Genomic DNA, 22,588 nt, shown 5'->3' with positions numbered 1-22,588 from the left:
TCTATCCCGTAACTGCGCTGCCAAGCATGCGCAGCATCTCCCGGTGAAGCGCGTGGGTGCCGTCGTTCGACGGGGACGGCCGCCACGCGGTCTTGACCATCGCCGTGCCGGTCCGCGCGTCGATCAGCAGTCTCTGGCCGTGCACGCCGATCGCGCCGATCACGCCGTCGCCCTGCTGCCACCACAGGTCGCGATAGCCCCAGCCGCGCCGCTCGGCGTCGTCGCCGATCGCCTGGACGGGGCCGAACATCCGGGCGACGCTCGCCTCCGCCATCACCTGGCGGGTGCCGACGCCACCGCCCGCGCTCAGCATCGCGGCAAGGCGCGCCAGATCCTCGGGCACGGCGTTCAGCCCGGTGCCGGCGATCTCGTCGCCTGCGGTGTCGAGGATGAGGTGGGCGGGATGCGCCGCGCCGATCGGCACCCATAACAGCTCGCCGAGCAGATCGCCGAGCCGCGCCCCCGTCGCCGCGCGCAGCACCCAGCCGATCATGTCGGCGACCGGGGTGCGATAGGCGAATCCGTCGATCGGGGCACGCCGCCCGATCGTTTTCAGCGCCGCGCGCGTGCCGCCGGGGGCATCGCGCCAGTAATGGCTGGAGTAGCGATGAATCTCGCCGCGCGGATCGGCATAGCTTTCGTCGAACGCGACCCCGTCGCGCATCGCCAGCAAAGCGCCCAGCGTCGCGTCGGCAAAGGCGGTGCCGCGAAAGTCGGGCAGATAGTCGACCACCCGACGCGCCTCCGTAACCGCGCCCTGGTCGATCAGGATGCGGGCGATCAGGCCGAAAACCGACTTCGTGACCGAAAACAGCATATGCCGGTCGTCGACACGCATCGGCGGACGATATTCCTCGTGATGGACGACACCGTCGGTCACCGCGATCACCGCGCTGGCATCGGCGGGCGCGATCATTGTGGCCCAGCCGGGCGGATCGGGCCGGATCGCCCGCGGCAGCGCACGCGGCCGGACGGCGGCGGGCACGATGCGATGCGGCAGGAACGCGTCGGTGTGGCGAAATGCCCAGGCTTGCGTCGCGGGCGCCTTCCAGTCGGTCGGGTCGAAACCGGCGGGCGGTGGCTCGGGACGGATCATGCGGTCGGTGGATAGAGCCGGACGAGCCGCCGTTCCAGTTGCCACAGCCGGATGAAGTCGCGCCACCGGTCGGGCCGGAAACCCCGCCGCCGGTTCGCTGCGCCGATCGCGAACAGCCACCGGAACTGGGTGAACAGCACGCGATAGGCGTCGCGCAGCCGCATCCGGCTGTCCCAGATGTGCGTCGCCTCCGCCCCCGCGCCGTTGACCTCGACGATGCGGAACCCTTCGCCGCGCTGGAATGCCGCGAAATCGCCGAAGCGCACGTCGAAGCGGCCGAAATGGAATTCGGGAATGGCGCGCGCGATCTGGTCGAAGCGTGCAGTGAGCTCGGGCGTGATATGGCGCGCGCCATCGCGAAAGATCGCGCCGCGGCTGTGGCTGCCGGCAAAGGCCAGCCGCACGCGCTCGCCCGCCGCGACGACCAGGTCGAGGCGATCGGGATGGCGGTGGAAATAGAGGTGGTGGAGCGGGCCGGCGCGTGGATCGGCAAGGATCAGCGCGCGCAGCGTCGACCGCCCGTCGCCGACGACATGCGGAAAATGCTTGAGCGTCAGCGAGAAAATGTGCCCCTGCGCCGCACCCGGCGGACGGACGTAGAATACGCCGGCTTCGCCCTCGACATCGACCATCTGCTGCAAGAGCAGCCGGTGCCCGGCGGGAAACGCGGCGAGATAGGCGACCAGTTGATCGACATCGCGCACCGGCCGCACGCCTGCGCCGCGGCAGCCCAGATCGGGCTTGGCGACGACCGGCAGGCTGAGGCCCGCCGCAGTCATGGCCGCGCGGGCACGTGCGGCCGCCGTCGCGGCATCGTCTTCGCCCCGGTCGAACGCGATATAGGGCGCGACCCATTGCCGCGCGTCGCCACCGACGAGGTCGAGGATTTGGCTCTTCGATTCGCCGACCAGCCCGCCCGCCGGAAAGCTCGGATTGGCGAGCAGCGGTAGGCGCAGCCCGCGGTGCCGGATCGCCAGCAGGACCAGCCACGCCCAGACCGGCGGATAGAAACGCCACGCCGGCCAGAACTCGAAGCGCGAAACCACCGGCGCCGGATCGAGCGGCGGCATGGCGGGGCTGCCCGTCATCATGTCGCGCGCGCCATGATCGCGATTTCGCGCGCGATGACGCGGGGGTGCTTCCAGGGCAGGAAATGGTCCTGGCGGTCGAGGCGGATGACGCGCAACGGGTGCGCGGCGGTGAAGCGCGCGGTCATGTAGGGCACGTTGGCATAGGGCACCTGTACATCGGCGGTGCCGTGAATGATCGTCACCGGCTGGCGTACTTCGTCCAGTCGCGGGGCCAGCGCGATCAGCTCGTGCTTCAGCGCCAGCAGCTCGCGATTGGCATTGGCCAGCATGCGCGGCAGCAATCCCTTGAGCGTCAGCCATTCGCCGACCCATTGTGCGGGGTGCACCTTTTCCTGTCTCGGATCGAGCGCGGCGGCGAGCAGGATCACCCCGCCGACGCGTTCCGGCATTCGCGCCGCCGCCGCGGCCGCAACGGGCCCGCCATAGGAATGGCCGACCAGGATTGGCCAATGGCCGTTGCGCGCCACGAGCAGCGGGGCGATCGCATCGGCATGCGCGGCGAGCGTGACGACCGCATCCGCTGGCTGCGACTGACCAAAGCCGGGCCGGTCGATCGCCAGATATTCGAACCCCGCCGGCGCGCTTTCGACGGTCGCGCGCCAGCCCGCCGCATCGCCCGGGGTGCCGTGGATGAAGATCACCCGCCGTCCGCCCGGCGTGCCGCCGCGCAACATGCTGATCCGCCAACCCGGCGGCGCGGCGGTGATATAGCTTTCGCGCGTCACGGCGGCGGGCCCGGCCGGCTTGTCCGCGCTGCCCGCCAGCCCGACCGCGGCGAGTGCCAGCGGTACGGCGCGCGCTTTCATGCCGCCAGCGTGTCGGCCGTGTCCACGATCAGCCGGGCATGGCATCGCCGTACGGCCGGTGCGGCGCGCCGGGCCAGCGCGCGCGCGCCCGCTATGTCCCCGCTGCGCAACAGCGCGTCGACAGCGATGCGTGCGAACAGGTCGCGCTGGACGACGCTGCCGCCCGCCAGGTGCAGCTGGTCGTGCACATGGCCCAGGCGCCTCGCCGCGCGCGGATAGTCGCCGGTCGCGTGCGCGATCATCCCGGCCAGCGCGTCGGGCATCATCATGCGCCACGGCGCTTCGGCCCGTCCCGCATGGGCATCGGCCGCCGCGATCAGATCGCCGAGGGCGTCGCCTGCGTCGCTGCGTGCCAGCGCATAGGCGTAATGGAGGTCCAGGAAGCCATCGACCGCGTCGCCCGCAAACGGTGCGATTTCGCGCGCCAGCTCCGCCCAGCGGTCGCCGACGTCGCCGCCGGCCAGCTCGAGCCGCGCAAGCAGCGCAACCGCGTTGATCTGGTCCTGACAGTAATCGTGCCGTCGCGCCCACACGCGCGCATCGTACAGCTCGATCGCGCGCGCCATGTCGCCCAGCTCGAGGTGAAACAGCGCGGCGTGCCACCAATTGTGGGTGTAGAGAAAGGACGAGCAGTCCGCCCAGGCGGCCGCATGGCTCTCGAGCCAGTCGACGCCGTCACGCGCACGGCCCATGGCATCGAAGGCATGGGCCAGCGCATGGTGCGCCCATGGATCGTCAGTGAGGGCGATGCCGCGCCGGGCCGCGCGCTCGGCGCCGCGCGCATCGCCGGTCTCGCCGAGCGCGAAGGCGTGCATCGCGTGGACGCGGCCGTCGAGTTCGTGGTGACGCACCAGCATCGTCGCGGTGCGCAGCATATCGGCGGAACGACCGCTGGCGAATTGCAGATATTGCAGCAGCTTGGCGGCGAACAGATCGCGCGGCTCGTCGTCGAGCACCACGGTCAGCCGGGCAATCGCCAGCTGCGGCTGCCCGTTGCCCCATGCCAGGATGGCGGCGATGACGCCACGTTCGCGTGCGCTGTCCGCCCGGCCGGCCCGGGCACCGTCCAGATAGGGCCGGGCGCGCGCAATCGCCGCCCGGGTCAGCGCGAACAGGTGCGCGGCCGCGCCATAGGCCTGGGCGATCGCGCATTCAGGGTCACGCGCGATCGCGGTGAAGACGATCGCCGCGCCCTGACCATAGCCGAGCAGTTCTTCTTCAAAGGCGTGCAGCAGGGCAGCGACCTCGGGATCGTGCGTCGATACGGCCAGCCCGCGCGGTGTGCTGAATCTTGTTCCGGTCATAGCAGTCCCGCCGTCGCTCACGCCACGACCTGATTGTTCAGGCCGCTGCGGATGCCCCCGCGGTAGGCGGCGGGCGTCGTGCCGACAATACGCCGGAAGCGTCGCGTAAGGTGGCTTTGATCAACGAAGCCGCACGCGGCGGCGACCTGGCTCGCCGGCTCGCCGATCGCGAGCAGCCGCCTGGCCATGTCGATCCGCGCCTGGGTCTGGAATTGCCACGGCGTCAGGCCGGTTTCCGCGCGAAAGACCCGGATCAGGTGGAATTTGCTGATCCCGGCGATCTCGACGAGTTGCTCCAGGGTCACGCGCTTGTTCGCCTCCGTCATCAAATGCTCGCGCACGCGGCGCACGGCCTCGCGTTCGACGCTCTGCGCCGTGGCACCGGCACCCAGGATGGCATGTTCGACCAGCAGCGCAAGAAAATCAGTCAGCGCGGCTTCGCGGTCGGCCGCATCGGCGGTCGACACCAATGTCTCGGAGAGCCGGGTGAAGGCGCGCGCGACATCGTCGTTGGTGATTACCGGGCCGGCCAGGATCGGCAGGCCGCTTTGCCCCGCCGCGGCGATTGCCCGGCGCATCCGCTCGGGCGGGAGGAACAGCGCGCGATAGCCCCACCCCTTTCCGGGCAGGCTGCCGCCTTCGTGCACGACCCCGGGGTTGATCGTGCGCAGGCTGCCTGCCACCGACCTGCCGGGCTGGCCGGCCTGGACAAAGTCCTCGGTGCCTTCGGTGGTCAGCCCGACCAGGTAATCGGCGTGGCTGTGCGGCGGGAAGCGGTGCTTGCGGTAAAAGGCGTGGACATGCTCGACGGCAAGGTCGGCGTCGAAGCGGAAGATCGCATATTCGCCCTTCATGATGCGGCATCGGTCGGCAGCGCAGCCGCCGGGCGAAGCCAGCGACGCAGGAGTGCGGGCGACGCGGCGATCAGCACGACGACGCCGATCGCGATGCCCCAGCCGAGCCCGCCGAAGCGGCCGACGCCCTGCATCCCAAGCTTGGAGGAGATCACGAAGAGTAGCGGCGTCCACAGCAGGGCAGTGCCGATCACCGCGGCAAGGAAGGGCTTGATCGGCATGCGGACCGCGCCGGCGGCGAGATAGACCGGCAGGCGAAAACCCGGCGCAAAGCGCGCGAGGATGACGATCGGCAGGGCGTTTCGGCTGATCCAGGCGAGCGCCGACTGGACGAGCGGCTGGGCGAGCAGGCGCGCGATCGGCCCAAAGCCTCCGAACCAGCGTGCGGCGACATAAAGGACCACGTCGCCCAGGATCGTTCCGGCCAGCAGCGCCGCAATAGCGATGCCGGGGTCCAGCACCATCTGGGATGCGAGCAGCGCGACGGTGACGACCGCGACGTCCTCGAGCAGGAAGGTCGCGATCAGGATGGTCACGACCAGCGGAACCGGCTGCGTCGCGACCGCGGTCAGCATATCGGCAAGCGCGTAGCTCGGTTCCATCGTCTCGCTCCACATGGCCGGATCGGCACATCCTTGTGGCGGAGCGCGCGAGCCGCGAGAAATGCCTGGTTGCGATTGGTTCGATAGCCGGTGTGCATTGCATCCCCGGCGGCGATACGCGCCGCCTATCGAACTGATGCGCGCTGCCCCCTTCCGTCGGACCCGGTTTCGCGGGCATAGGGCCGACATGGCTCAGCCCCCGACTCTTCGCGACAAGCTGGTCGAATGCAGCCAGACCCTTGAGGACTGGATGCCGATCTATGACGCCTTCGTCGCGCGATTGCGGGGCCTGGGCGTCGGCGAGCTGGCGCCCAGGCCGGGCGATCGATTCGTCGATTTTGTCCTGCCCGACATCAACGGCCGCTTTCACTCGCTCGACACGATGGTCGCCAATGGCCCGCTGGTGCTCAGCTTCAATCGCGGCGGCTGGTGTCCCTATTGCCGCAGCGAGCTTGCGACGTGGCGCACGCACGAGGCCGATCTCGCCGGGCTTGGCGCGCGCTTCGTTTCGATCGCGGCGGAAGTGGGCGGGCGCGCAAAGGTGCTCGGCGACATTCTGGGACCTGGGGCGCTCGTGTTGTGCGACATCGATCACGGCCTTGCGCTCATGGCCGGGCTCGCCTTTCACTGCGAGGCCGATCTTCGCCGCCGCTACCTCGACTGCGGCCTCGATCTTTCGGAAATCTACGGCACCGACAATGGGCTTCTGCCGGTCCCCGCGACCTTCGTGCTGACCCCGGACAAGATCGTGCGCTATGCGTTTCTCGATCCCGATTTCCGCAAGCGGGCCGATCCGTCGGACGTGCTTTCCGTCCTGGCGGCGCTCTAGGCGCCGGCGCAAGTCAGCGGTCGGGCCATGCCCGTGCGCGCGCGGCACGCACGAACGCATCGGCCGCGGGCGATCGCTTGCGTCCGGCAATCCCCGCCAGCACCACCGGCGCCATCATGTCGGCATCCAGGATGGACAGCACGCCCAGCCGCTCGTCCACCCCGGGGGTGACCATCAAAGCGCTGCCCAGCCCACCGCGCACCATCACCAGCGTCTGGTCGTAATGGTTCGTGCGATGGCGAAAATCAGGGGTAAAGCCGGCGAGCGCGGCCTGCGCGCGCAGCCGGGCCGCGCCGTCACCGCCGCAATCCACCCAGATCTCCGACGCAAGCTCACCGATCGGCACCTCATGGCTGCGCGCCAGCCGGTGGTCGGGGGCGGTGATCATGCGATAGGTCTGGATGAACAGCCGCCATGCCTCCAGCCGTTCCGGCCCGCCATCGGGCGCTTCGACGAGCAGCAGGTCAAGCTCGCCCTTCATCGCCTGATCGATCAGGTCGCCGGAATGGCCCGTGGTCATGCTCAGCTCGAAACCGGGCAGGCTGTCGGCGACCGACCGGATGACTTCGCTCAGCGCCGGGCAGGATGCGGAATGCGCCACCCCCAGCGACAGCGGCGCGACCTGCGCCTTGTTGAGCCCCTGCGCCAGCGCCTTGGCGGCCTGTGCGGCCTCGAACGTCCGTTCCAGATGCGGCAGCATCATGCGGCCCAGATCGGTCAGATGAGTCAGCGATCGTTCGCGACGGAACAGCAGTCCGCCGAGCTCGTCTTCAAGCTTTTGCACCGCACGGGTCAGCGACGGCTGCGTCACATTGCATTCGTCCGCCGCGCGCGTGAAATTGAGGGTGCGCGCGACGGCAAGGAAATAGCGGACCTGATGCATCTCCATGTTCAGAATCACCCAGTGCGGCAACGGCCACTCTCCGCCTCTCGGTGCCACGCATTGGACGCGATTGCGATTCGTTTGTGGCGATGCGGGGGCGGATTGAGCAAGGATCAAAAACTGCGCGCGAATGCGAAATCGTGAACGCGGGCGTGCCGGGCGCCGGGGCCGTCCGCCGGATCGTCGCCGCGTTGCGGATCGTGCGCTTCGTCGTCACCGTCCTCGTCGGCATCGCCATGCTGCTGGTACCCCAGCTGCTGTGGCTCGCCGCAACGCGGGGACGACCGTCGCCGATCGCGCGGCTGTTCCACCGGATGCTGTGCGCCGCGCTCGGCATCCGTCGCGACGTGGTCGGGCGTTTGTCGGCAGCGGGTGCAGCACCGCTGGTGGTCGCCAACCATATGTCGTGGACCGACATCCTCGTGCTCGGCGCGACGATCGATGCGACCTTCGTCGCCAAATCGGACGTCCGAGGCTGGCCGCTGCTGGGATGGCTCGCCGCGCTCAACCCGACCCTGTTCGTGGCGCGTGGCGCGCGCGGCGCGGCGCGCGACCAGATCGCACAGCTCGCGGCGGCGCTGCGCCGCGGGCCGGTCGTGTTGTTTCCCGAGGGGACGACGTCGAACGGCCGCCGAGTCCTGCCGTTTCGGTCGACGCTGTTCGCCGCGGCGGGCGGCGCGGTGCAGCCGGTGACGCTGTGTTACTCGCCTGGTCCGCCGCGCGCCTGGGAACCGGGCGAGCTGGAAGCGGTGGCGTGGGACGGCGACAAGGAATTCCTGCCGCATTTCCTGATGATGATCGCGCGCGGACGGTTGCACTGCCGGATCGTGCTGCATCCGCCCGAGCCCGCCGACGGTGATCGCAAGCGGCTGGCCGATCGTTGCCGGACGGTCATCGCCGCCACGCTCAACCACCATCTCGGCCAGCAATCCTAGCGCATCGCCGCCATTCGCCGCTCGATCCAGCGCGGCAGGGCGAGCATCAGGCTGGCGCCCGCGATCAGCGCCAGATAGGCGACCGGCGCGTGCGGCGACAGGCCGGGAAAGCCGTGCAGGACGAGCGCATCGTTGCCGCCGGGGATCCAGGCGGTGCCGATGCCCATGACGAACCCGCCAACCAGTCGCTGGGGCAACTCACGACCGTTGAGCCGCGGAACGAACGCATCGGTGCGCCACGCCGCGAACATCGCGCCGCCGACGCTCGCAAGCGAGATCAGCAACAGGTCGAAATCGGCGATGCCGCCGGCGCGCATCGTCTCCGCCCCGCGTTGCAGGACGATCGTGTAGGCCCAGCTGCCGTGGAGCGCATAAAGCAGGCCGCCGGTCACGCCCATCACCGCTGCTGCGCCCTCGGGCGACCAGTCGCCCCCGTCGCCGCGCCGCGTCCGCCCGCGCACCAGCTCATGCACGACGAAGACCCAGGCGATGACCAGGACGATGACCGCCGTCGTGCCCATCGTCTCGAGCAGGCTGCGCCCCATCGGTCGGGGTGCCGAGACGACGCCGTGCGTGAACGCGGCCGCCTGAAAGCCGCCGAGCATGCCGAGCAACGTCGCAAGATAGCTGAAATCGCCGGCGCCGAGCCGGATGATGGTCCCGAACGAGCAGCCGCCGTTGATCGCGGCGCCCGCGCCGAACGCCATCCCGGCCAGCGCGGCGGTCAGCGTCGGGAAATAGATGGCGGAAAGATGTGCATCGGGATCAAGCCACAGGATCGGAACGCTGATCGCGATGACCCACAGGCTGCAGCGGAAGAAGGAGAGGAACAGGCGCGGCGACCGTCCATCGAAGACGCCCTCGATCCCGCGGACGATGCAGATGCTGCCACGGCGAGCGGCATAGCCAAAGGCCAGGCCGCTCGCCGCCGAAAGTGCCAGGATGACCGGCGACGCCCCGTTCACGCGAAGCTGGTCTTGCCCTTGCCGCCGCCGACCAGTGCGAGAAGCCGGTCGCGGTTGACCAGGATGAGGATCGCGGACGAAATCCACACCAGGCAAGCCAGCCCGAACAGCAGCCCGCCATCCTGCGTCCCGTCGGCATTGGGGACCGACACGCCGAGCGGGGTGAACAGGTGAAAGACGATTGCGCCGGAAATCACGCCCATCGCCATCAGCGCCCCGAAGGGACGCAGGCCGCGCAGCGCCGGGATCAGGCTGGCGAGCAGGATCAGGCTCGCGACCAGTTCGGCCGAACCGATCACATATTGGGAGAAGATGCCCGACGGCGCGAACAGGCCGGGAAAGCCGAGGCCCGTGGCCCATGCATCCAGCGTCCCGAAGATGTGCACCGTCTCAGGCGAGTTGGTGAACTTGAAGAACAGCGACTGGATGAACACGAAGGCGATGAACAGCACGAAGATCGGCTGAATGCGGCGAAGGATCGACATCGGACATTTCCCTCAAAATGCGGTGAGCGTGACGCCAGCGGTTACTTGGCGAGCAGTTTCGGCCAGTTGCCGTCGGCGGCCTTGATGTGGCCGGGGATATTCTTCGACCAGCGCTCGCCGACCTCGGCGTTGTAGTTCAGATAGAGCTTGCCGTTGACGACCTTCCACACCTTCGGGTCACCCGACGCGGTATAGCCCTGGCTCACCGCCCAGGCGCAGTAGCCGCCATATTGCGGGGCATAGGCGGCGGGGTTCGCCTTGAACTTCGCCAGATTCTCGGCACTGGCAAAGCGGAACTCGGCACCCTTGTAGCTGGTCTTGAACTTGGCATCGCCCTTCACCGGCTTGCCTGCGGTGAAATAGGCGACGGGGTCGTAGCCCGACACGGCGACGTTATCGAGCAGGCCGGTATAGACGGGCTCGGTCTTTGCCCAGGCCGCGGCGGGCAGGCCGGCGGTGAACGCCAGGCTGCCGGCGATCATGACGAGCGAGCGGGTGAAACGGCGCATAACAATCTCCATCATCCAATTCGGGGAAGGCGTGCGGCACGCCTTCGGCATCCGTCATTTGGACCTGATGGGACGATGACGGAAATGCCGGGTTCCTATGCTTTCGATGCGCAATCGGCATGTAACCGGTCGGGGCGCTCAGCCGCCATGCGGGGGCCGTGGCGGCTGGACCAGGCCGAAGCGGCGCCCATAGCGGCCAACGATATGCTCGACGGGCATGACCATGAACACGTCGACCGTGTTGAAGTCATGGTCGATGAACGCGCCGTCGCCAACCTTGGCACCGACGCGCAGATAGCCCTTGATCAGCGGCGGCAATTCCCGCCCGGTCAGGTCGCCGGTCACCGCGCCCTCGTCCATTTCGACATGATGGTGCGCCAGCGTGCGCACGCGGATCTCCGCGGCGGCCAGGTGAAAGCGTTTCAGATAGGCGAGGCTGTCGGCGTGCACGCGCGGATCAGTGCCGCCAAAGGAGGCACATCCGAACAGGAAGCCGATCCGGTGCGCCTCCAGATAGGCGGCGATCGCGCGCCACAACAGGCTGATCGTCGCGTGGTTGCGATAGGCCGGCGCGACGCACGATCGGCCGAGTTCGAGCAGCTGCGTGCCCATTCCTGCCGCCAGCCCGTGCCGCAGCAGCGGTTCGAGGTCGTATTCGCCCGCCGAATAGAAGCCGCCGACCTGCATCGCCACCCGCTCGCGCAGCAGCCGATAGGTGCCGACCACCGGCAATCCGGGCAGCGCATGGTCGATCACGACCAGATGGTCGCAAAACTCGTCATAATGATCGCGGTCGAGCGATGCGCCGCCCGCCGACGACCCGCCCGTCGGCCGTGCGCCCATCTCCTCGACGAAGATCGCGTGGCGCAGCGCCTGGGCACGGACGATGTCGACCCCCGCCGCGAGCCGCACCTCCAGCGTGCCCGCGTGGTGAGTCAGCTGCGCCGGATCGATCTCGGCGTCCTCGATCCGCGGGCAGCTGCCCGGCCATGTTCCGCCCATCGTGCCCATTCCCCTCAGCATCGATTCGCCGCCCGCCTCAGTCTGGTAGGATATTGCTGCATCTGGTGCGCGTCACGCGACCGCATCCTCCCCGCGCGGGGCCGGGCGGGGCGGCGATGCCGCTGGATCGCCGCCGGTGATCAGCCGCGCCCCGCGGTTGAACGTGACATAGTGCCACAGCCAGTTCGCGCCGACGACGATGCGGTTGCGAAACCCGACCAGGAAATAAATGTGCGCGATGCACCAGAACAGCCAGGCGATCGTACCGCGCAGCTGGAAACGGCCGAAATCGGCGACCGCGCGGTGCCGGCCGATCGTGGCGAGGTTGCCCAGATTCCGGTACGCGAAGGGCGGCGGCAGCTGGTCTGTCCGGCCCGCGATGCGGGCGGCGAGCGTGCGGGCGACATGCTCGCCCATCTGCTTGGCGGCGGGCGCGACGCCCGGCTGCGGACGTCCGTCGGCCTGGGGGCACGCAGCGACGTCGCCGATCAGAAAGATGTCGTCATGCCCGGCCAGGCTCAGGTCGGGTTCGACCTTGACCCGGCCCGATCGGTCGGCGGTCTCGGCGCCCAGCCATTGCGCGGCGGGCGATGCCATCACTCCGGCACACCAGATCACACAGGCCGAATCGATCCGCTCGCCGCCCACCTCGACCCCCTGCGCGTCGATCCGGGTCACCGGTGCGCCGAAGCGCAGCTCGACGCCCAGTCCCTCTAGCGAACGGCGCGCGCAGTCCGACAGCGCCTCCGGAAAGGTGCCGAGCACCCGCGGGCCGCTTTCGATGAGCAGGATGCGTGGCTTCGACTGCATCACCGCACGGAAATCGTTGCCCAGCGCGTGGCGGGTCAGCTCGGCGACTGCGCCAGCCATTTCGACGCCGGTCGGCCCCCCGCCGATCATGACAAAGGTCAGCTCACGGTCGCGATCGGGGCCGGGGGGCAGGTTCTCAGCGCGCTCCAGCGCCAGCAGGATCGATCGTCGCAACCGGGTGGCGTCGTCGATGGTCTTGAGCCCGGGCGCGAGATCGCCCCATTCGTCGCGGCCGAAATAGCTGTGGCGCGCGCCGGTGCCGATGACCAGATAGTCATAGCTGACCGGTGCGCCCTGGCGCAGCAGGACGTGCCGGGCGGACTTGTCGACGCCCGTGACCTCGTCGAGCAACACACGCGCATTGGGCTGGTCGGACAGGATGCTGCGGATCGGCGCGGCGATGTCGGCGGGGGACAGGCCGGCGGTGGCGACCTGATAGAGCAAGGGCTGGAACAGGTGGTAGTTCTGGCGGTCGATCACGGTGATCCGCGCATCGGTCCGGCGCAGGCTGCGTACCAGCGACAGACCGCCAAAGCCCGCGCCGACGATGACGATGTGGGGTCGGCGGTCCGGACCTTTCCGGTCGGCGATGACGGTTTCGCCTGCCGGTGCGGGGGCGACGCTGGTGTGTTCGATGACCTGACGCTGCATGGCTAGGGGTTCCCGACCGCTTGATGTGCGTGGCAACGCCGCGCGCGGTGAAGCTTCTTCTACCGCACCTGCGAACGGAAATGCCGATCACGCATCAACATCATGCATAACGCGGCTCGGGCTCCAGCCAGAATTCGACCTCGCGTTCGACAAACGCCCATTCCTCGCTCGCGCGCAACGCGTCGAGCAGCCCCTGAAAGCCGGCATCATACCCCTGGTCGAATTCGAACCAGGTCAGGAAATCGAACGGGCCCCCCAGTTCGCGGCAATGGAACAGCGTTCGGCGCACGCGCGGCAGGTGGTCGAGCCCGATCGGCGTGTGGCGTCCACGACGATAGATGGCGAGCCGCTCGTCCTGCGCCAGCGCCCACCATTCGGCGGACTTGCGGATGGGGATCAGCACCGCACGGTCGCTCGGCGCGGGTTCCTGCCCCGCGAACGGCGCGGCGAGCGCCGAACGTTCCTCGCGCGTGGTATAGCGCAGGTTGCTGGTCGTCCCGGCAAGCATCCACGTCCAGGCGGCGGGCGGATGCTGCGCGATATGGCTCACCCGGTCGACATCGCTCCCCACGATGGCGACCTGGCGCGATACACGCCACGCCCCGTCGTCGCTGCCATAGAATTGCCGCCGCATCGGCGTGGCTCCGTTCGGCTCGCTCATTGCAATCTCCGCGCAGTCATCTTCAGAACCCGAAACGTACGCTCGCCCGGATATCGCGGCCCGCGATTGGGGCGAAGTCCTTGAGCAGGCTCGCGTGGCGCCGCCCGGTCGCATCGAACAGATTGTCGGCGCTGAGCTGAAAGGCGAGCTCGGGCCGTGTCGGAACCGGCCGCCACGTCATGGTCAGGTTGACGGTCGCATAGTCGTCGGTCGGCGTCTCGAACGGCGACAGCCGTCGCTGCGCCGCGACATATTCGAGCTCGGCGCGCAGGCTGAGCGTACCGCTCTCGCCGCCGATCGCACCCAGCGCGCGAAAGGGCGGGATGCGCGGAAAGGGTGAGCCATCGGCCAGGGTGGCGCGGTTGTAGTCGGCCAGCCCATCGAGCATCAGCGTCCAGTCGGCGAACCGGGCGAGGCGCACGCGCCCCTCAAGCTCGAAGCCCCAGAAGGTCGCGCCGACCTGGTCAAAGCTGAATACGGGCAGGTTGTCGATGATCTCACCCGTCTCGCGTGCGAAGATGGCGCTCGAAAAGTCGGTGTAATGGAGCGTGCCGCCCAGCGCCCAGTTCGGGGTCTCGTGCCGCACGATCAGTTCGCCGCCATAGCTGCGTTCCAGGTCGAGCGCGGTGTTGCCGAGCAGCGTGCCTTGAGTGCCGGGGTCGATGCCCTGGGTCAGCAGTTCCTCGACCACCGGTGCGCGTTGGCTGTAATTGGCGTTGAACGCGACGTTCCAGACGCCGAAGCGGCGATTGACGCCCGCAGCAAAGGAAACCGCGTCATAGCCGCGATCGAAAACGGGGTTGCGCAGGATGTCGTCCCGGTCGGCCTCGACCTCGATCCGCTCGTAGCGGGCGGAGCCCTCCAGCCGCCATTCGCCGAGCGAAATGCTGTGCAGCATGAATGCAGCAAATTGCGATGTCCGGTTTGGCGGCAGCAGTGGTGCGGGGCCGACGACGCTGAAATTTCGCTGGTATAGGACGGCCCCGAAGGTCGGTTGCCAGGCGCCGATCGGGGCCAGGGCCGCTTCGACCCGGCCCTCATACGCCGTGTTCAGGAAGGTGGCGGTTACCGTGTCGTCGGTCAGGATCTCGTCATGCGCATAGTCGGCATAGCCGAAGCGGCCGCGGATCGTCTCGATCCCCGCCGGCCCGTCGAACTCGAAGCGCAGGTCGAAGCGCTGCTGGTCCAGCTCGATCCGCGAATCCAGCACTGCGCCATCGGGCTCGAGCGAGAATCGGGTGGGCAGGCCATATTCGCTTTCGAACGTGCCGAATGAAATGCCGACCTGGCCCGTCGGCAGGATGATCGAGGCGCCGCCCGCGATCTCGAAGGTGCGTGCGGCCGAACTGGGCAGGTCGCCGGCCAGATCGGCCAGCGCGCGCACCGCCGGGTCGGGTGACGCAAGCGCCTGGGCCCGCTGGGTCGGACCCAGGATGAAGCCGCCGGTTTCGAGCAACCCGGATCGCAGGAACTGGCCATCGGCATGGAGCACGATGTTCGATCCGACCCCGACATTCACCGCCGCCGCAATGCTGCGTTCATTGGCCGCGCTGGCGAAGCCGGCCTTGACCACGCCGTCGACGCCCTCGGGCAGGCGGCGGGGAATGCGGTTGGTGACGCTGTTGACCACGCCGCCGGTCGATCCCGACGCATAGAGCAGCGCGGTCGGCCCGCGCAGGATTTCGATGCGTTCCGAGACGATCGGATTGATCGCCACCGCGTGGTCGGGGCTGGTGTTGGACACGTCCAGGCTGCCGATCCCGTCGATCAGCAGTCGCGCGCGCTCGCCATTGAAGCCGCGCAACGTTGGTCGCGACGCGCCGGGGCCGAAGGAAGCGGACGACACGCCGGGCAGCCGTGCCAGCGTCTCGCCGATCGTCGCGCGGACGTTGCGCGCCAGCGCGTCCGCCGTCAGCGTCGACCCGGACGCGACATCGGCGCGGCGCGACTTGGTGCGCATGCCGGTGACGATGATGTCGGGCGGCACCTCGTCGATCGCCATCGTCTCCAGTGCATCGGTCGACATCATGTCGTCCATGTCTGTGACTTGTGGCGGTGCCGCGTCCTCGGTCGGCACCGCCGCCTCGGCAGGTGGCGGGGGCGGCACGACATCCTGTCCGGGCCGGGCAAGCGCGACCGTCGGAGCGGAGATGCCCGCGACGATAAGCGCCGCGCTGAGACGCAACGTGGCGGGTGCAGGCATCGGTACTCGCTACAAAAAGGGGGGGTGCGGGGCGGCCCGGGGGAAAGCCGCCCCGCTGGGAGTGTCGTGTCCGGGTTAGTTGATGCGGTACACGACGGGGCAGTTGACGACGAAGCCGACCGCGCGGAAATCACCGCCGTCAAGGCTCTTGAGGTAGCCGCGCGTCGACATTTCGGCCGCCTGCAGCGCGCTCGTCATGCGATAGCGATAGCCCTTCTTGATCGCTTCGTCGGTCCAGACGGCGGGGAACAGCCGCCACATCGGCGAATAGTCGAGATTGATCGTCGGGATGCCGCCCAGAATGTTGAGCGGTCCCCGACCGTCGGTCAGGGCGCTGACCAGGCCCTGGCGATGCGGGTTGTCGAGGCCGGTCGGGCCGTTGACGACGACGACGATGCGCTCGGCCGACTCGCCGGGCGATGCGTCCTCGAGCGCGAAGGGCAGGTCTTCGAGTGCAGGCGCGAACGTCGCATTCTCCAGCGCGGCGACCAGCGGGTTGTTGGCTTCGGTCGAGAGATACTGGATCGGCTTGTCGAAGGTGAAACCCAGCGTCATCGACAGCGTCACGGTCTCGTCACGCGGACAGATGGCGACGACCTTGTCGTGCACCTTGCTGTGATCGACATTGCCTGCGCACATCGCGTTCAGTTCGGCTTCGCTGGCCTGGCTGACCACCGGCGCGTTCAGGATCACCGATTTGGCCGAGTTTTCGACATAGACCATCGGCGTATAGGTCGCGTCACCGACCGATCCCGGCTGGAATTTGGCCGGCGGGAACGGGGCGTTGGCGGGTCCGGGCGTGACGCCCAGCACCGGCTTGAAATCGACGCTGCCGCTTTCAAAGGTGAACGACCCGTCCTTTTCGATGGTCGCGCGGCGAGCGCCGCGACCCGTCAGGCCATAGGCCATCTTCGGCGCATAGTTGACGCCGTGCAGGTTCGAGAGGTTTTCGTCGGTCGTGTCGGTGATGATGAACCACACCGGGGTGCCGTTCTTCAGCTTGCCCTTGCGCAGCGGAAGGGTGGCCGTGCCCTTTTCCAGGTCGATATGCGCTGACTTCAGCATCACCACCGGGCCCAGATATTCGGGCTTCACCTCCGAGGGGGGAGGGCTGCGCGACGATGGTGCGCAGATCGGGGTAGATCGAGCCCGGCGCCTGACGGATTTCGTCGAGCGGCTTGCCTTCCTTGCCACGGACCACGACTTCGGCGGCGGCGGGGCTGATCGCGCCCAAGGCGACGGCACCGACGCTGGCAAACGCACACAGCTGACGGGTGAAAACTCTTGGCATGATGTCCCTATCCTTCGATCGATTCGTTGGTTCGCGGCCCGACTCGATCGGTGCCACTGACGCATGATTAGAGAGCCGGCGACCGCGGGGCTTTCGCATTGGCACCGCTTTTGCGCGAACTTGCCGCGTGATCGCGCAGCAAATTCCGCTAAAACCAAGCCGGACGACGCAATATCGCGAAAGGCCGGGTGGTCGCCACGCCGGTATGTTCTTGCTTTGGAAGGTGCGCGCGATGCCCTGGCGACGGCTGTTCTTTCAGGACCTGGAGCACCCGCAGCCGGTGGAAATCCCCCCGGACCTGACCCTCGTGACCTTGCGGCTGATCGAGAATCCTTCGCCGGACGAGGTCGCCTTCTACGACGAGGCAGAGCGGGCGACGTTGCTCGACTGGTGCCGGAGAGGCCAGTTTATCTTGGCTTTATGCAATACGGCGGGGACCGAACTGGAATTGCTTTGCCCATCGGACCGGGACACGACGCACGCGCTCGTCATGTCGATGCCGTTCGTCGTCGCAGGGCTGTCGACCTTTCATCTGCGGCCGATGATGCTCCTTCGACTATCGCCCGCCGTGATCCCCGCAAAGATGAATTGATCGCGGGCACGACCTTTTCACGGTTTTGCCATTTTGCCCTTTTCTGGGCACCGGCATCGCTGCCGCGTTGAAGCGTCGGCGTCGTCAGGATATCTTGTTTCCACGGCGTAACGGGTGAGGGTTGCCCGGTTCTGCGCCGTTGAATGGAGGACCGCATGGAACGCGCGGATCCTGGCAACGTGCTGCGTTACGGCGGCGCGACCGGTAAGACATGTTATGATTCAATCCGCTTTTCGGGGCCGCCGAAGGCGGAATTGCTGAGTGCTTCTTCATCGACGATCACGGTGGTGCGCCACATCGCCGTCAACGTCGAAGGGGAGGCGCGGGCTCGCGCCGTGATGAAGCGCGACGACTATGATCTGCTCGCGATGAACCTGAACGGAAGCGGTCAGTATGATCGCTTTGAAGGCGGCAAATGGGTGCGCGCGCCGCTGCGCCGCGACGACATCAGTTTCATCCCGCACGGCTATGAATCGATCGTCGAATGCCCGCCTGAACAGGCGGCGTTGCTGATCTCGTTTCCGAGCAGCCTGCTGGGCAGCGCGGCTGCCGAAATGGGCACGACGGAACTCGAGCCGATCCACACCGAGCCCAATGCGCGGCTCGCGCAGCTCGTGCGTTTCCTGGTCGGGGAGGTACGAACGCCGGGTTTCGCGGCCGATGTCATGCTCGACGGCATCGTGCGCGCGATCGCGGCGACGATGATCCGTCAGGATGCGGCGCATCGCGTTGCGGAGGCCGATCGCATCTACCTGACGCCGCTCCGGCTCAACCGGGTGATCGAGTTTATCGAGGCGAACCTGTCACGCGACATCGCGCTGACCGACCTGGCGCGCGTCGCCGGGCTTTCGATCTTCCATTTTGCGCGGGTGTTCAAGCGCGCAACCGGCCAGACGCCCTATCAGTTCGTCTGCCATCGCCGGTTGAGCGAGGCCTGCCGGATGCTCGCCGCCGGCGAAGTGCCGCTTGCACAACTTGCCCTGTCGTGCGGCTTTTCCAGCCAGGCGCATTTCACCGCTGCGTTCAGCAAGGCGATGGGAATGCCGCCCGGTCGCTACCGGCGGGTCGTGCTCTCCTGACGCGGAGACCGGCCGACGCACGATTTTGATAATTGCGACATTGCACGAAATACATGGTTTGCTGCGCAGCATAAATCGGTTGGGTCACCCAGTTTATCGGGAGCTCAACAATGAAATATCTTGCAATGGCCGCCGTCATCGCCGGCCTGGGGGGTGCGACACCCGCATTCGCCCAGTCGGAGGAATGGACGCCGCTGACGAAGGACTTTTTCGGCGAACTGACCGCGCCGTGGATTCCGGTGCCCAATGGTGACAGCGGTGCGCCCCGGCAGGGCTGGCTGGCGACCGCGGACGGCTTTTTCACGCGTGAAGCGCATCTCGCTTATTCCTACACCGACGCGACCGCGGAAACGCACGAGGTGCTGGCGCGCTTCAACTATCCGCTGTCGCGGCGGTTTTGGATCGGCACCGAACTGCCCTTCTATCGCGACGTTGGGGGGGAATCCGATGTCGGCGACGCGACGATCACCACCCAGGTGATGTTGCTCGAAAACCGTAACCTCTCCGTCAATGCCGGCGTCGGCTGGCGTATCCCGGTCGGGTCGCGCGACGTCGGTGGCGGTGTCTTCGCGGCCGAACCCCAGCTCAATTTCTGGACCGACGTCGGGAGCGGTTTCGCGCTCCGCGGCCGCGTGTCGTACGCATTTCCGGATTCGGGCGTGGATGAGAGCTTCGCGCTCAACTTCGCGATCGGCCAGACCTTTACCGATCATGACAAGGCACCACTCGGCGATCTGACCTGGTACATCTCGGGCAATTGGCGTGAATCGCTCAGCGGCCCGGGCAGTTATGTCAGCATCACCCCCGGCGTGCGCACGCATCTGGGCGGCAACCTGTTCGCGCTGGCGGGGATCGAGATCCCGCTGACCGATCCGGACAATTCCTTCCGCGAACGCTTCATCTTCCAGCTCGTTCAGGGCTTCTGATCGTCCACAGCGACATCAGCGGCCGGGTCGCCGGGGTCTGGCGCACGCCAGCCCCGGTGGCGTCGATATTCGACCGGGGAGATGCCCATCACCTCCCTGAACCGCGTCGAAAACTGTGCGTGCGACGAAAAGCCCGATTGCACCGCGACCTCCGCGATCGGCAGGTCGCCGCCGGCAAGCAGTGCACAGGCATGTTCGATGCGCTGCCGGATCAGATACGCATAGGGCGGGTAGCCGGCGCTGATCCGGAACGCCCGGACGAAATGATAACGGCTATAGCCAGCCACCATCGCCAGATCATCCAGCGTGATCCGGTTGGCCAGGTTGGCCATGATATATTCGCGCACGCGGCGCACCGTGTGCGGGGCCAGCGTCAGCCGGGGCGGCGGCACGAAGCTGCCGCCCTGGGTGGCGAGCGAGGCGAGCCGCACGATCAGCGCGTCCAGATAGGGTTCCGCCAGCGCACTCCAGTCCGGCTGATCGCGGGCCGCCAGCACCGCGTTGAACAGGTTGGCGGTCAGCGGGTCATATTGGCCGATGCGTTCGGCGAGCCGGACATTTGCCGGATCGCGATTGAACGCTTCCCCGACCATCTCGCCGAACCGGTCGGGGCGCACATAGATATGGGCAAAGGCGATCGGGCCCTCGGTGTTCCAGTGATAGCTGCTGCCGCTTTCGACGGTGGTGCAGCTGTTCAGCGCGACGATCTCGTCCCGGGTCTGGCCGGCCCCCTTTCGCACCACGCGTTTGGGCCCGCCCTGATGGAGCACGAACAGGTGATGGTCGAGCGCGGGCTGGCGCATCTCCGCATCGCTGCCGGTCCATTGCTGGATGATGGCGCGGTCGAGGTGATGCGGACCGAAATCGATGACGCCCGTGCTCGCCTCGAACCCGCGCCATTGCAACGGATTGAGGTGGCCACCGCCTAACTGACTGCGCGACGTCGCCAAATCTGTTCCCCCGGGGATGCGCCGGTGGTGTCCCGAAGCGGCGAAGCGATGGCTGCATACCCCATGGCCCATGTCTAAACCGACTGGCCCCGCGGCTGTATGGTATCAAATTGCGCGAGGCGGCCGCCCGAGCGACTCCGAGCGCCGAGTCGTGCGAATGCGGGACGATCGCCGCAGCTCCGCCATCGTCGGTTTTCGGTCTCGGTCGCCGTGGCAGTTTGCTGCAAGACATCGGTCGGGATCGATCCGATGGCAGGCGGGTTGGGACGGACAGGGGAGGACACCCGACCGATCGACCCGCCTGATGAACCCCGGGGGCACCGCGACGATGAAACCGCTCAAGCTACTGACTTTCTACGGTTCCTATCGATCGGATCGCGCGGGCATCCGCCTCGCGCGCTATGCGGTCGACCGCTTTGCGGCGCGTGGCCATGACAGCCGGCTGGTCGACGCGCAGGCGGTCGGCCTGCCGATGCTCGACCGGATGCACAAGGAATATGCGCCCGGCACCGCCCCGCCGGCGATGGCCGAACTGGCCGGACAGATCCGCGATGCCGATGGTTTTGTTTTCGTCGTTGGAGAATATAATTGGGGTGTCCAGCCCGGATTGAAGAACCTGACCGACCATTTCCTCGAGGAATGGTTCTGGCGACCCGCCGCGATCATCAGCTATTCGGCGGGACGACTGGCGGGTGCACGTGCCGGACTCGTCTGGCACGGCACCCTGTCCGAAATGGGTATGGTGGTGATTTCCAGCACGGTGACGGTGGGCGGGATCACCGGGGCGCTCGATGCCGCGGGCAAGCCGATGGGCGACGGCGGCGCCGCGCTCGAAGCAACATTTCCGCGCTTCGCCGATGACCTTGAATGGTGGGCCAATGCCGCGCGCAGCCAGCGTGCGGTCCAGGCGCCGCCCTACTGACCCGGCTTATTCGTCGCGCACGCGCGCCCGTCCGGCCTTGATCTGCGCGCGCCCCTTTTTCGCGTCGACGCGCCGCGCCTTGGCCGCGCGGCTCGGCTTGGTTGCGACGCGGCGGGCCTGACGCACATGCGCCTGCGCCAGCAGCGCCAGCGCGCGTTCGCGGGCATCGGCGCGGTTGGCCTCCTGCGTGCGGAACCGCCGCGCGACGATCAGCAGTTCGCCCGCCGCGGTCAGCTTGCCGCCCGCCAGCTGCTTCAGCTGCTGCCAGGCGTGCGGCGGCAGGCCCAGACGGAACGCGTCGATGCGCAGCTGAACCGCGGTCGCGACCTTGTTGACATTCTGCCCGCCGGGTCCGGTCGCCGCGAGAAAGCGTTCCTCGACCACCGCGGACTCCAGCGCAGCCGCGTCAATCACCGTCGTCCTCCGCAGCGGGCTCGGCAAAGCCGAGCGCGGTGAACCGGGCGGGCAGCGGCGCGTGCGCGGCGACCGCAGGCTTGCCGGCGCGCGGCACGACCAGGCGGTGCGCGTGGAGCAAGGTCAGTGTCTGCGCGATCGGCCGGCCATAGATGGGGTCGCCGGCGACCGCGATCCCGATCCCCTCGGCGGCGTGGACGCGAATCTGATGCGTGCGCCCGGTCTCGGGCCGGAACGCGACGAGCGCGCGGCCGTCGACTGCCGCGATGCGCCGCCAGTGCGTGCGCGCGGGCTTGCCGTCGGCGGAACCGACCATGCGCCACCCGGCCTCGCGCGTGCTCACCTTGGCGAGCGGCAGGTCGACGGTGCCTGTATCGGCATCCGGTACGCCGTCCAGGACGGCCAGATAATGTTTCACGACCGCGCCGCCCTCGAACGCCTGCTGGAAGCGCTTGTGCGCCTTTGGGTTGCGCGCCAGCAACAGGCAGCCGCTGGTGTCGCGGTCGAGCCGGTGGACCGGGTGCGGCGCGCGCTGGAAGCCGAAGGTGAGCTCGTCCAGCATCGCCTCGACACTGGCGCTGCGATCGCGGGGGCGATCGACCGGCAGGCCGGCGGGCTTGTCCAGCACCAGCGCCTCGCCGTCGATGAAGAGAACGCGATCGGTCAGCATCGCGCTCCCTTCGCAGGTTTGCCGGGATTGGAAAAGGGTTGGCGCCGCTGCCGCCGGT

At 67.8% G+C, this 22,588-nt stretch carries 24 protein-coding genes; 6 read left to right on the top strand and 18 right to left on the bottom strand.

All coding sequences use genetic code 11. The annotated features are described in order from the left end of the window. Window position 1: 1 nt before the first annotated feature. Genes AX709_RS04030 through AX709_RS04005 form a run of 6 tightly spaced genes read right to left on the bottom strand, consistent with a single transcriptional unit; the run spans window position 2 to window position 5,753 of the window. A complete protein-coding gene (locus tag AX709_RS04030; protein ID WP_066547052.1) occupies window positions 2-1,096 on the bottom strand; it encodes a serine hydrolase domain-containing protein in 1,095 nt (364 codons plus the stop codon). Then, window positions 1,093-2,187: a hypothetical protein gene (locus tag AX709_RS04025; protein ID WP_066547050.1), complete on the bottom strand. Its 1,095-nt coding sequence runs from the start codon at window positions 2,185-2,187 to the stop codon at window positions 1,093-1,095. Before AX709_RS04025 ends, AX709_RS04030 begins: the two co-directional genes overlap by 4 nt. Then, the gene (locus AX709_RS04020) at window positions 2,184-2,993 is read right to left on the bottom strand and encodes an alpha/beta fold hydrolase (protein ID WP_066547047.1); all 810 of its coding nucleotides are present in this window, start codon (window positions 2,991-2,993) and stop codon (window positions 2,184-2,186) included. Before AX709_RS04020 ends, AX709_RS04025 begins: the two co-directional genes overlap by 4 nt. Beyond that, on the bottom strand, window positions 2,990-4,297 hold the full coding sequence (locus tag AX709_RS04015) for a hypothetical protein (protein ID WP_066547044.1): 1,308 nt from the start codon (window positions 4,295-4,297) through the stop codon (window positions 2,990-2,992). The genes AX709_RS04020 and AX709_RS04015 overlap by 4 nt, the downstream gene beginning before the upstream one ends. A gap of 17 nt (window positions 4,298-4,314) precedes the next feature. Then, window positions 4,315-5,151 carry a helix-turn-helix transcriptional regulator gene (locus AX709_RS04010; protein WP_066547038.1) on the bottom strand — a complete coding sequence of 279 codons (837 nt, stop codon included), beginning with the start codon at window positions 5,149-5,151 and terminating at the stop codon, window positions 4,315-4,317. Next, window positions 5,148-5,753 (bottom strand): DedA family protein, encoded by a 606-nt coding sequence (locus tag AX709_RS04005; protein WP_197419002.1) that lies wholly within the window; start codon window positions 5,751-5,753, stop codon window positions 5,148-5,150. Before AX709_RS04005 ends, AX709_RS04010 begins: the two co-directional genes overlap by 4 nt. 187 nt (window positions 5,754-5,940) lie before the next feature. Here AX709_RS04005 and AX709_RS04000 point away from each other — a divergent pair, with 187 nt between their 5' ends. After that, window positions 5,941-6,582 (top strand): peroxiredoxin-like family protein, encoded by a 642-nt coding sequence (locus tag AX709_RS04000; protein WP_066482197.1) that lies wholly within the window; start codon window positions 5,941-5,943, stop codon window positions 6,580-6,582. Window positions 6,583-6,595: 13 nt separating this feature from the next. Here AX709_RS04000 and AX709_RS03995 read toward each other — a convergent pair whose 3' ends face one another. Then, a complete protein-coding gene (locus tag AX709_RS03995) occupies window positions 6,596-7,471 on the bottom strand; it encodes a LysR family transcriptional regulator (protein ID WP_066482195.1) in 876 nt (291 codons plus the stop codon). 134 nt (window positions 7,472-7,605) lie between these two features. Between AX709_RS03995 and AX709_RS03990 the strand changes: the two genes are divergently transcribed. After that, complete coding sequence (locus AX709_RS03990) at window positions 7,606-8,400, top strand: lysophospholipid acyltransferase family protein (RefSeq protein ID WP_197419003.1); 795 nt, start codon at window positions 7,606-7,608, stop codon at window positions 8,398-8,400. Here the strand turns inward: AX709_RS03990 and AX709_RS03985 are convergent. The 8 genes from AX709_RS03985 to AX709_RS03950 all read right to left on the bottom strand — a co-directional run bounded on the left by AX709_RS03985 (window position 8,397) and on the right by AX709_RS03950 (window position 16,781). Beyond that, window positions 8,397-9,365: a YeeE/YedE thiosulfate transporter family protein gene (locus AX709_RS03985; protein WP_066482183.1), complete on the bottom strand. Its 969-nt coding sequence runs from the start codon at window positions 9,363-9,365 to the stop codon at window positions 8,397-8,399. The two genes, AX709_RS03990 and AX709_RS03985, sit on opposite strands and share 4 nt — an antisense overlap. Further along, complete coding sequence (locus AX709_RS03980) at window positions 9,362-9,850, bottom strand: hypothetical protein (RefSeq protein ID WP_066482180.1); 489 nt, start codon at window positions 9,848-9,850, stop codon at window positions 9,362-9,364. The genes AX709_RS03985 and AX709_RS03980 overlap by 4 nt, the downstream gene beginning before the upstream one ends. Before the next feature lie 41 nt (window positions 9,851-9,891). Then, window positions 9,892-10,359 carry a YHS domain-containing (seleno)protein gene (locus AX709_RS03975; RefSeq protein WP_066482179.1) on the bottom strand — a complete coding sequence of 156 codons (468 nt, stop codon included), beginning with the start codon at window positions 10,357-10,359 and terminating at the stop codon, window positions 9,892-9,894. A gap of 138 nt (window positions 10,360-10,497) precedes the next feature. Continuing rightward, window positions 10,498-11,382, bottom strand: coding sequence for a GNAT family N-acetyltransferase (locus AX709_RS03970; RefSeq protein WP_231726154.1), 885 nt, complete (start codon window positions 11,380-11,382; stop codon window positions 10,498-10,500). 51 nt (window positions 11,383-11,433) lie between these two features. After that, window positions 11,434-12,822 carry an NAD(P)/FAD-dependent oxidoreductase gene (locus AX709_RS03965; RefSeq protein WP_082731613.1) on the bottom strand — a complete coding sequence of 463 codons (1,389 nt, stop codon included), beginning with the start codon at window positions 12,820-12,822 and terminating at the stop codon, window positions 11,434-11,436. A gap of 100 nt (window positions 12,823-12,922) precedes the next feature. After that, window positions 12,923-13,483: a chlorite dismutase family protein gene (locus tag AX709_RS03960; RefSeq protein WP_197418954.1), complete on the bottom strand. Its 561-nt coding sequence runs from the start codon at window positions 13,481-13,483 to the stop codon at window positions 12,923-12,925. A 22-nt stretch (window positions 13,484-13,505) separates the two neighbouring features. Beyond that, window positions 13,506-15,686: a TonB-dependent receptor gene (locus AX709_RS03955; protein ID WP_066547029.1), complete on the bottom strand. Its 2,181-nt coding sequence runs from the start codon at window positions 15,684-15,686 to the stop codon at window positions 13,506-13,508. A gap of 75 nt (window positions 15,687-15,761) precedes the next feature. Beyond that, window positions 15,762-16,781, bottom strand: coding sequence for a hypothetical protein (locus AX709_RS03950; RefSeq protein ID WP_066547026.1), 1,020 nt, complete (start codon window positions 16,779-16,781; stop codon window positions 15,762-15,764). A 323-nt stretch (window positions 16,782-17,104) separates the two neighbouring features. Between AX709_RS03950 and AX709_RS03945 the strand changes: the two genes are divergently transcribed. From AX709_RS03945 to AX709_RS03935, 3 genes are all read left to right on the top strand, one after another. Continuing rightward, entirely contained in the window at window positions 17,105-17,569 is a 465-nt protein-coding gene (locus tag AX709_RS03945; RefSeq protein ID WP_156454145.1) for a hypothetical protein, read from the top strand. A 155-nt stretch (window positions 17,570-17,724) separates the two neighbouring features. Then, window positions 17,725-18,648 (top strand): AraC family transcriptional regulator, encoded by a 924-nt coding sequence (locus AX709_RS03940; RefSeq protein ID WP_197418956.1) that lies wholly within the window; start codon window positions 17,725-17,727, stop codon window positions 18,646-18,648. Window positions 18,649-18,758: 110 nt separating this feature from the next. Further along, the gene (locus AX709_RS03935) at window positions 18,759-19,574 is read left to right on the top strand and encodes a hypothetical protein (RefSeq protein ID WP_066547010.1); all 816 of its coding nucleotides are present in this window, start codon (window positions 18,759-18,761) and stop codon (window positions 19,572-19,574) included. Here AX709_RS03935 and AX709_RS03930 read toward each other — a convergent pair. Further along, window positions 19,562-20,524, bottom strand: a complete 963-nt coding sequence (locus AX709_RS03930) for a helix-turn-helix domain-containing protein (RefSeq protein WP_156454144.1) — start codon at window positions 20,522-20,524, stop codon at window positions 19,562-19,564. The genes AX709_RS03935 and AX709_RS03930 overlap by 13 nt on opposite strands. 304 nt (window positions 20,525-20,828) lie before the next feature. Between AX709_RS03930 and AX709_RS03925 the strand changes: the two genes are divergently transcribed. Then, the gene (locus tag AX709_RS03925) at window positions 20,829-21,446 is read left to right on the top strand and encodes an NADPH-dependent FMN reductase (RefSeq protein WP_231727408.1); all 618 of its coding nucleotides are present in this window, start codon (window positions 20,829-20,831) and stop codon (window positions 21,444-21,446) included. Window positions 21,447-21,452: 6 nt separating this feature from the next. Here AX709_RS03925 and arfB read toward each other — a convergent pair whose 3' ends face one another. Together arfB and AX709_RS03915 are read right to left on the bottom strand one after the other, a co-directional pair. After that, the gene (arfB, locus tag AX709_RS03920; RefSeq protein ID WP_197418959.1) at window positions 21,453-21,857 is read right to left on the bottom strand and encodes an alternative ribosome rescue aminoacyl-tRNA hydrolase ArfB; all 405 of its coding nucleotides are present in this window, start codon (window positions 21,855-21,857) and stop codon (window positions 21,453-21,455) included. Then, window positions 21,853-22,530, bottom strand: coding sequence for an RluA family pseudouridine synthase (locus AX709_RS03915; protein WP_066547007.1), 678 nt, complete (start codon window positions 22,528-22,530; stop codon window positions 21,853-21,855). Before AX709_RS03915 ends, arfB begins: the two co-directional genes overlap by 5 nt. Window positions 22,531-22,588 lie beyond the last annotated feature (58 nt).

Source organism: Sphingomonas sp. CCH15-F11, assembly GCF_001557005.1.
Lineage (GTDB): Bacteria > Pseudomonadota > Alphaproteobacteria > Sphingomonadales > Sphingomonadaceae > Sphingomonas.
Note: the sequence above shows the minus strand (reverse complement) of the source record. Positions and strands in the feature narration are given on the sequence as shown.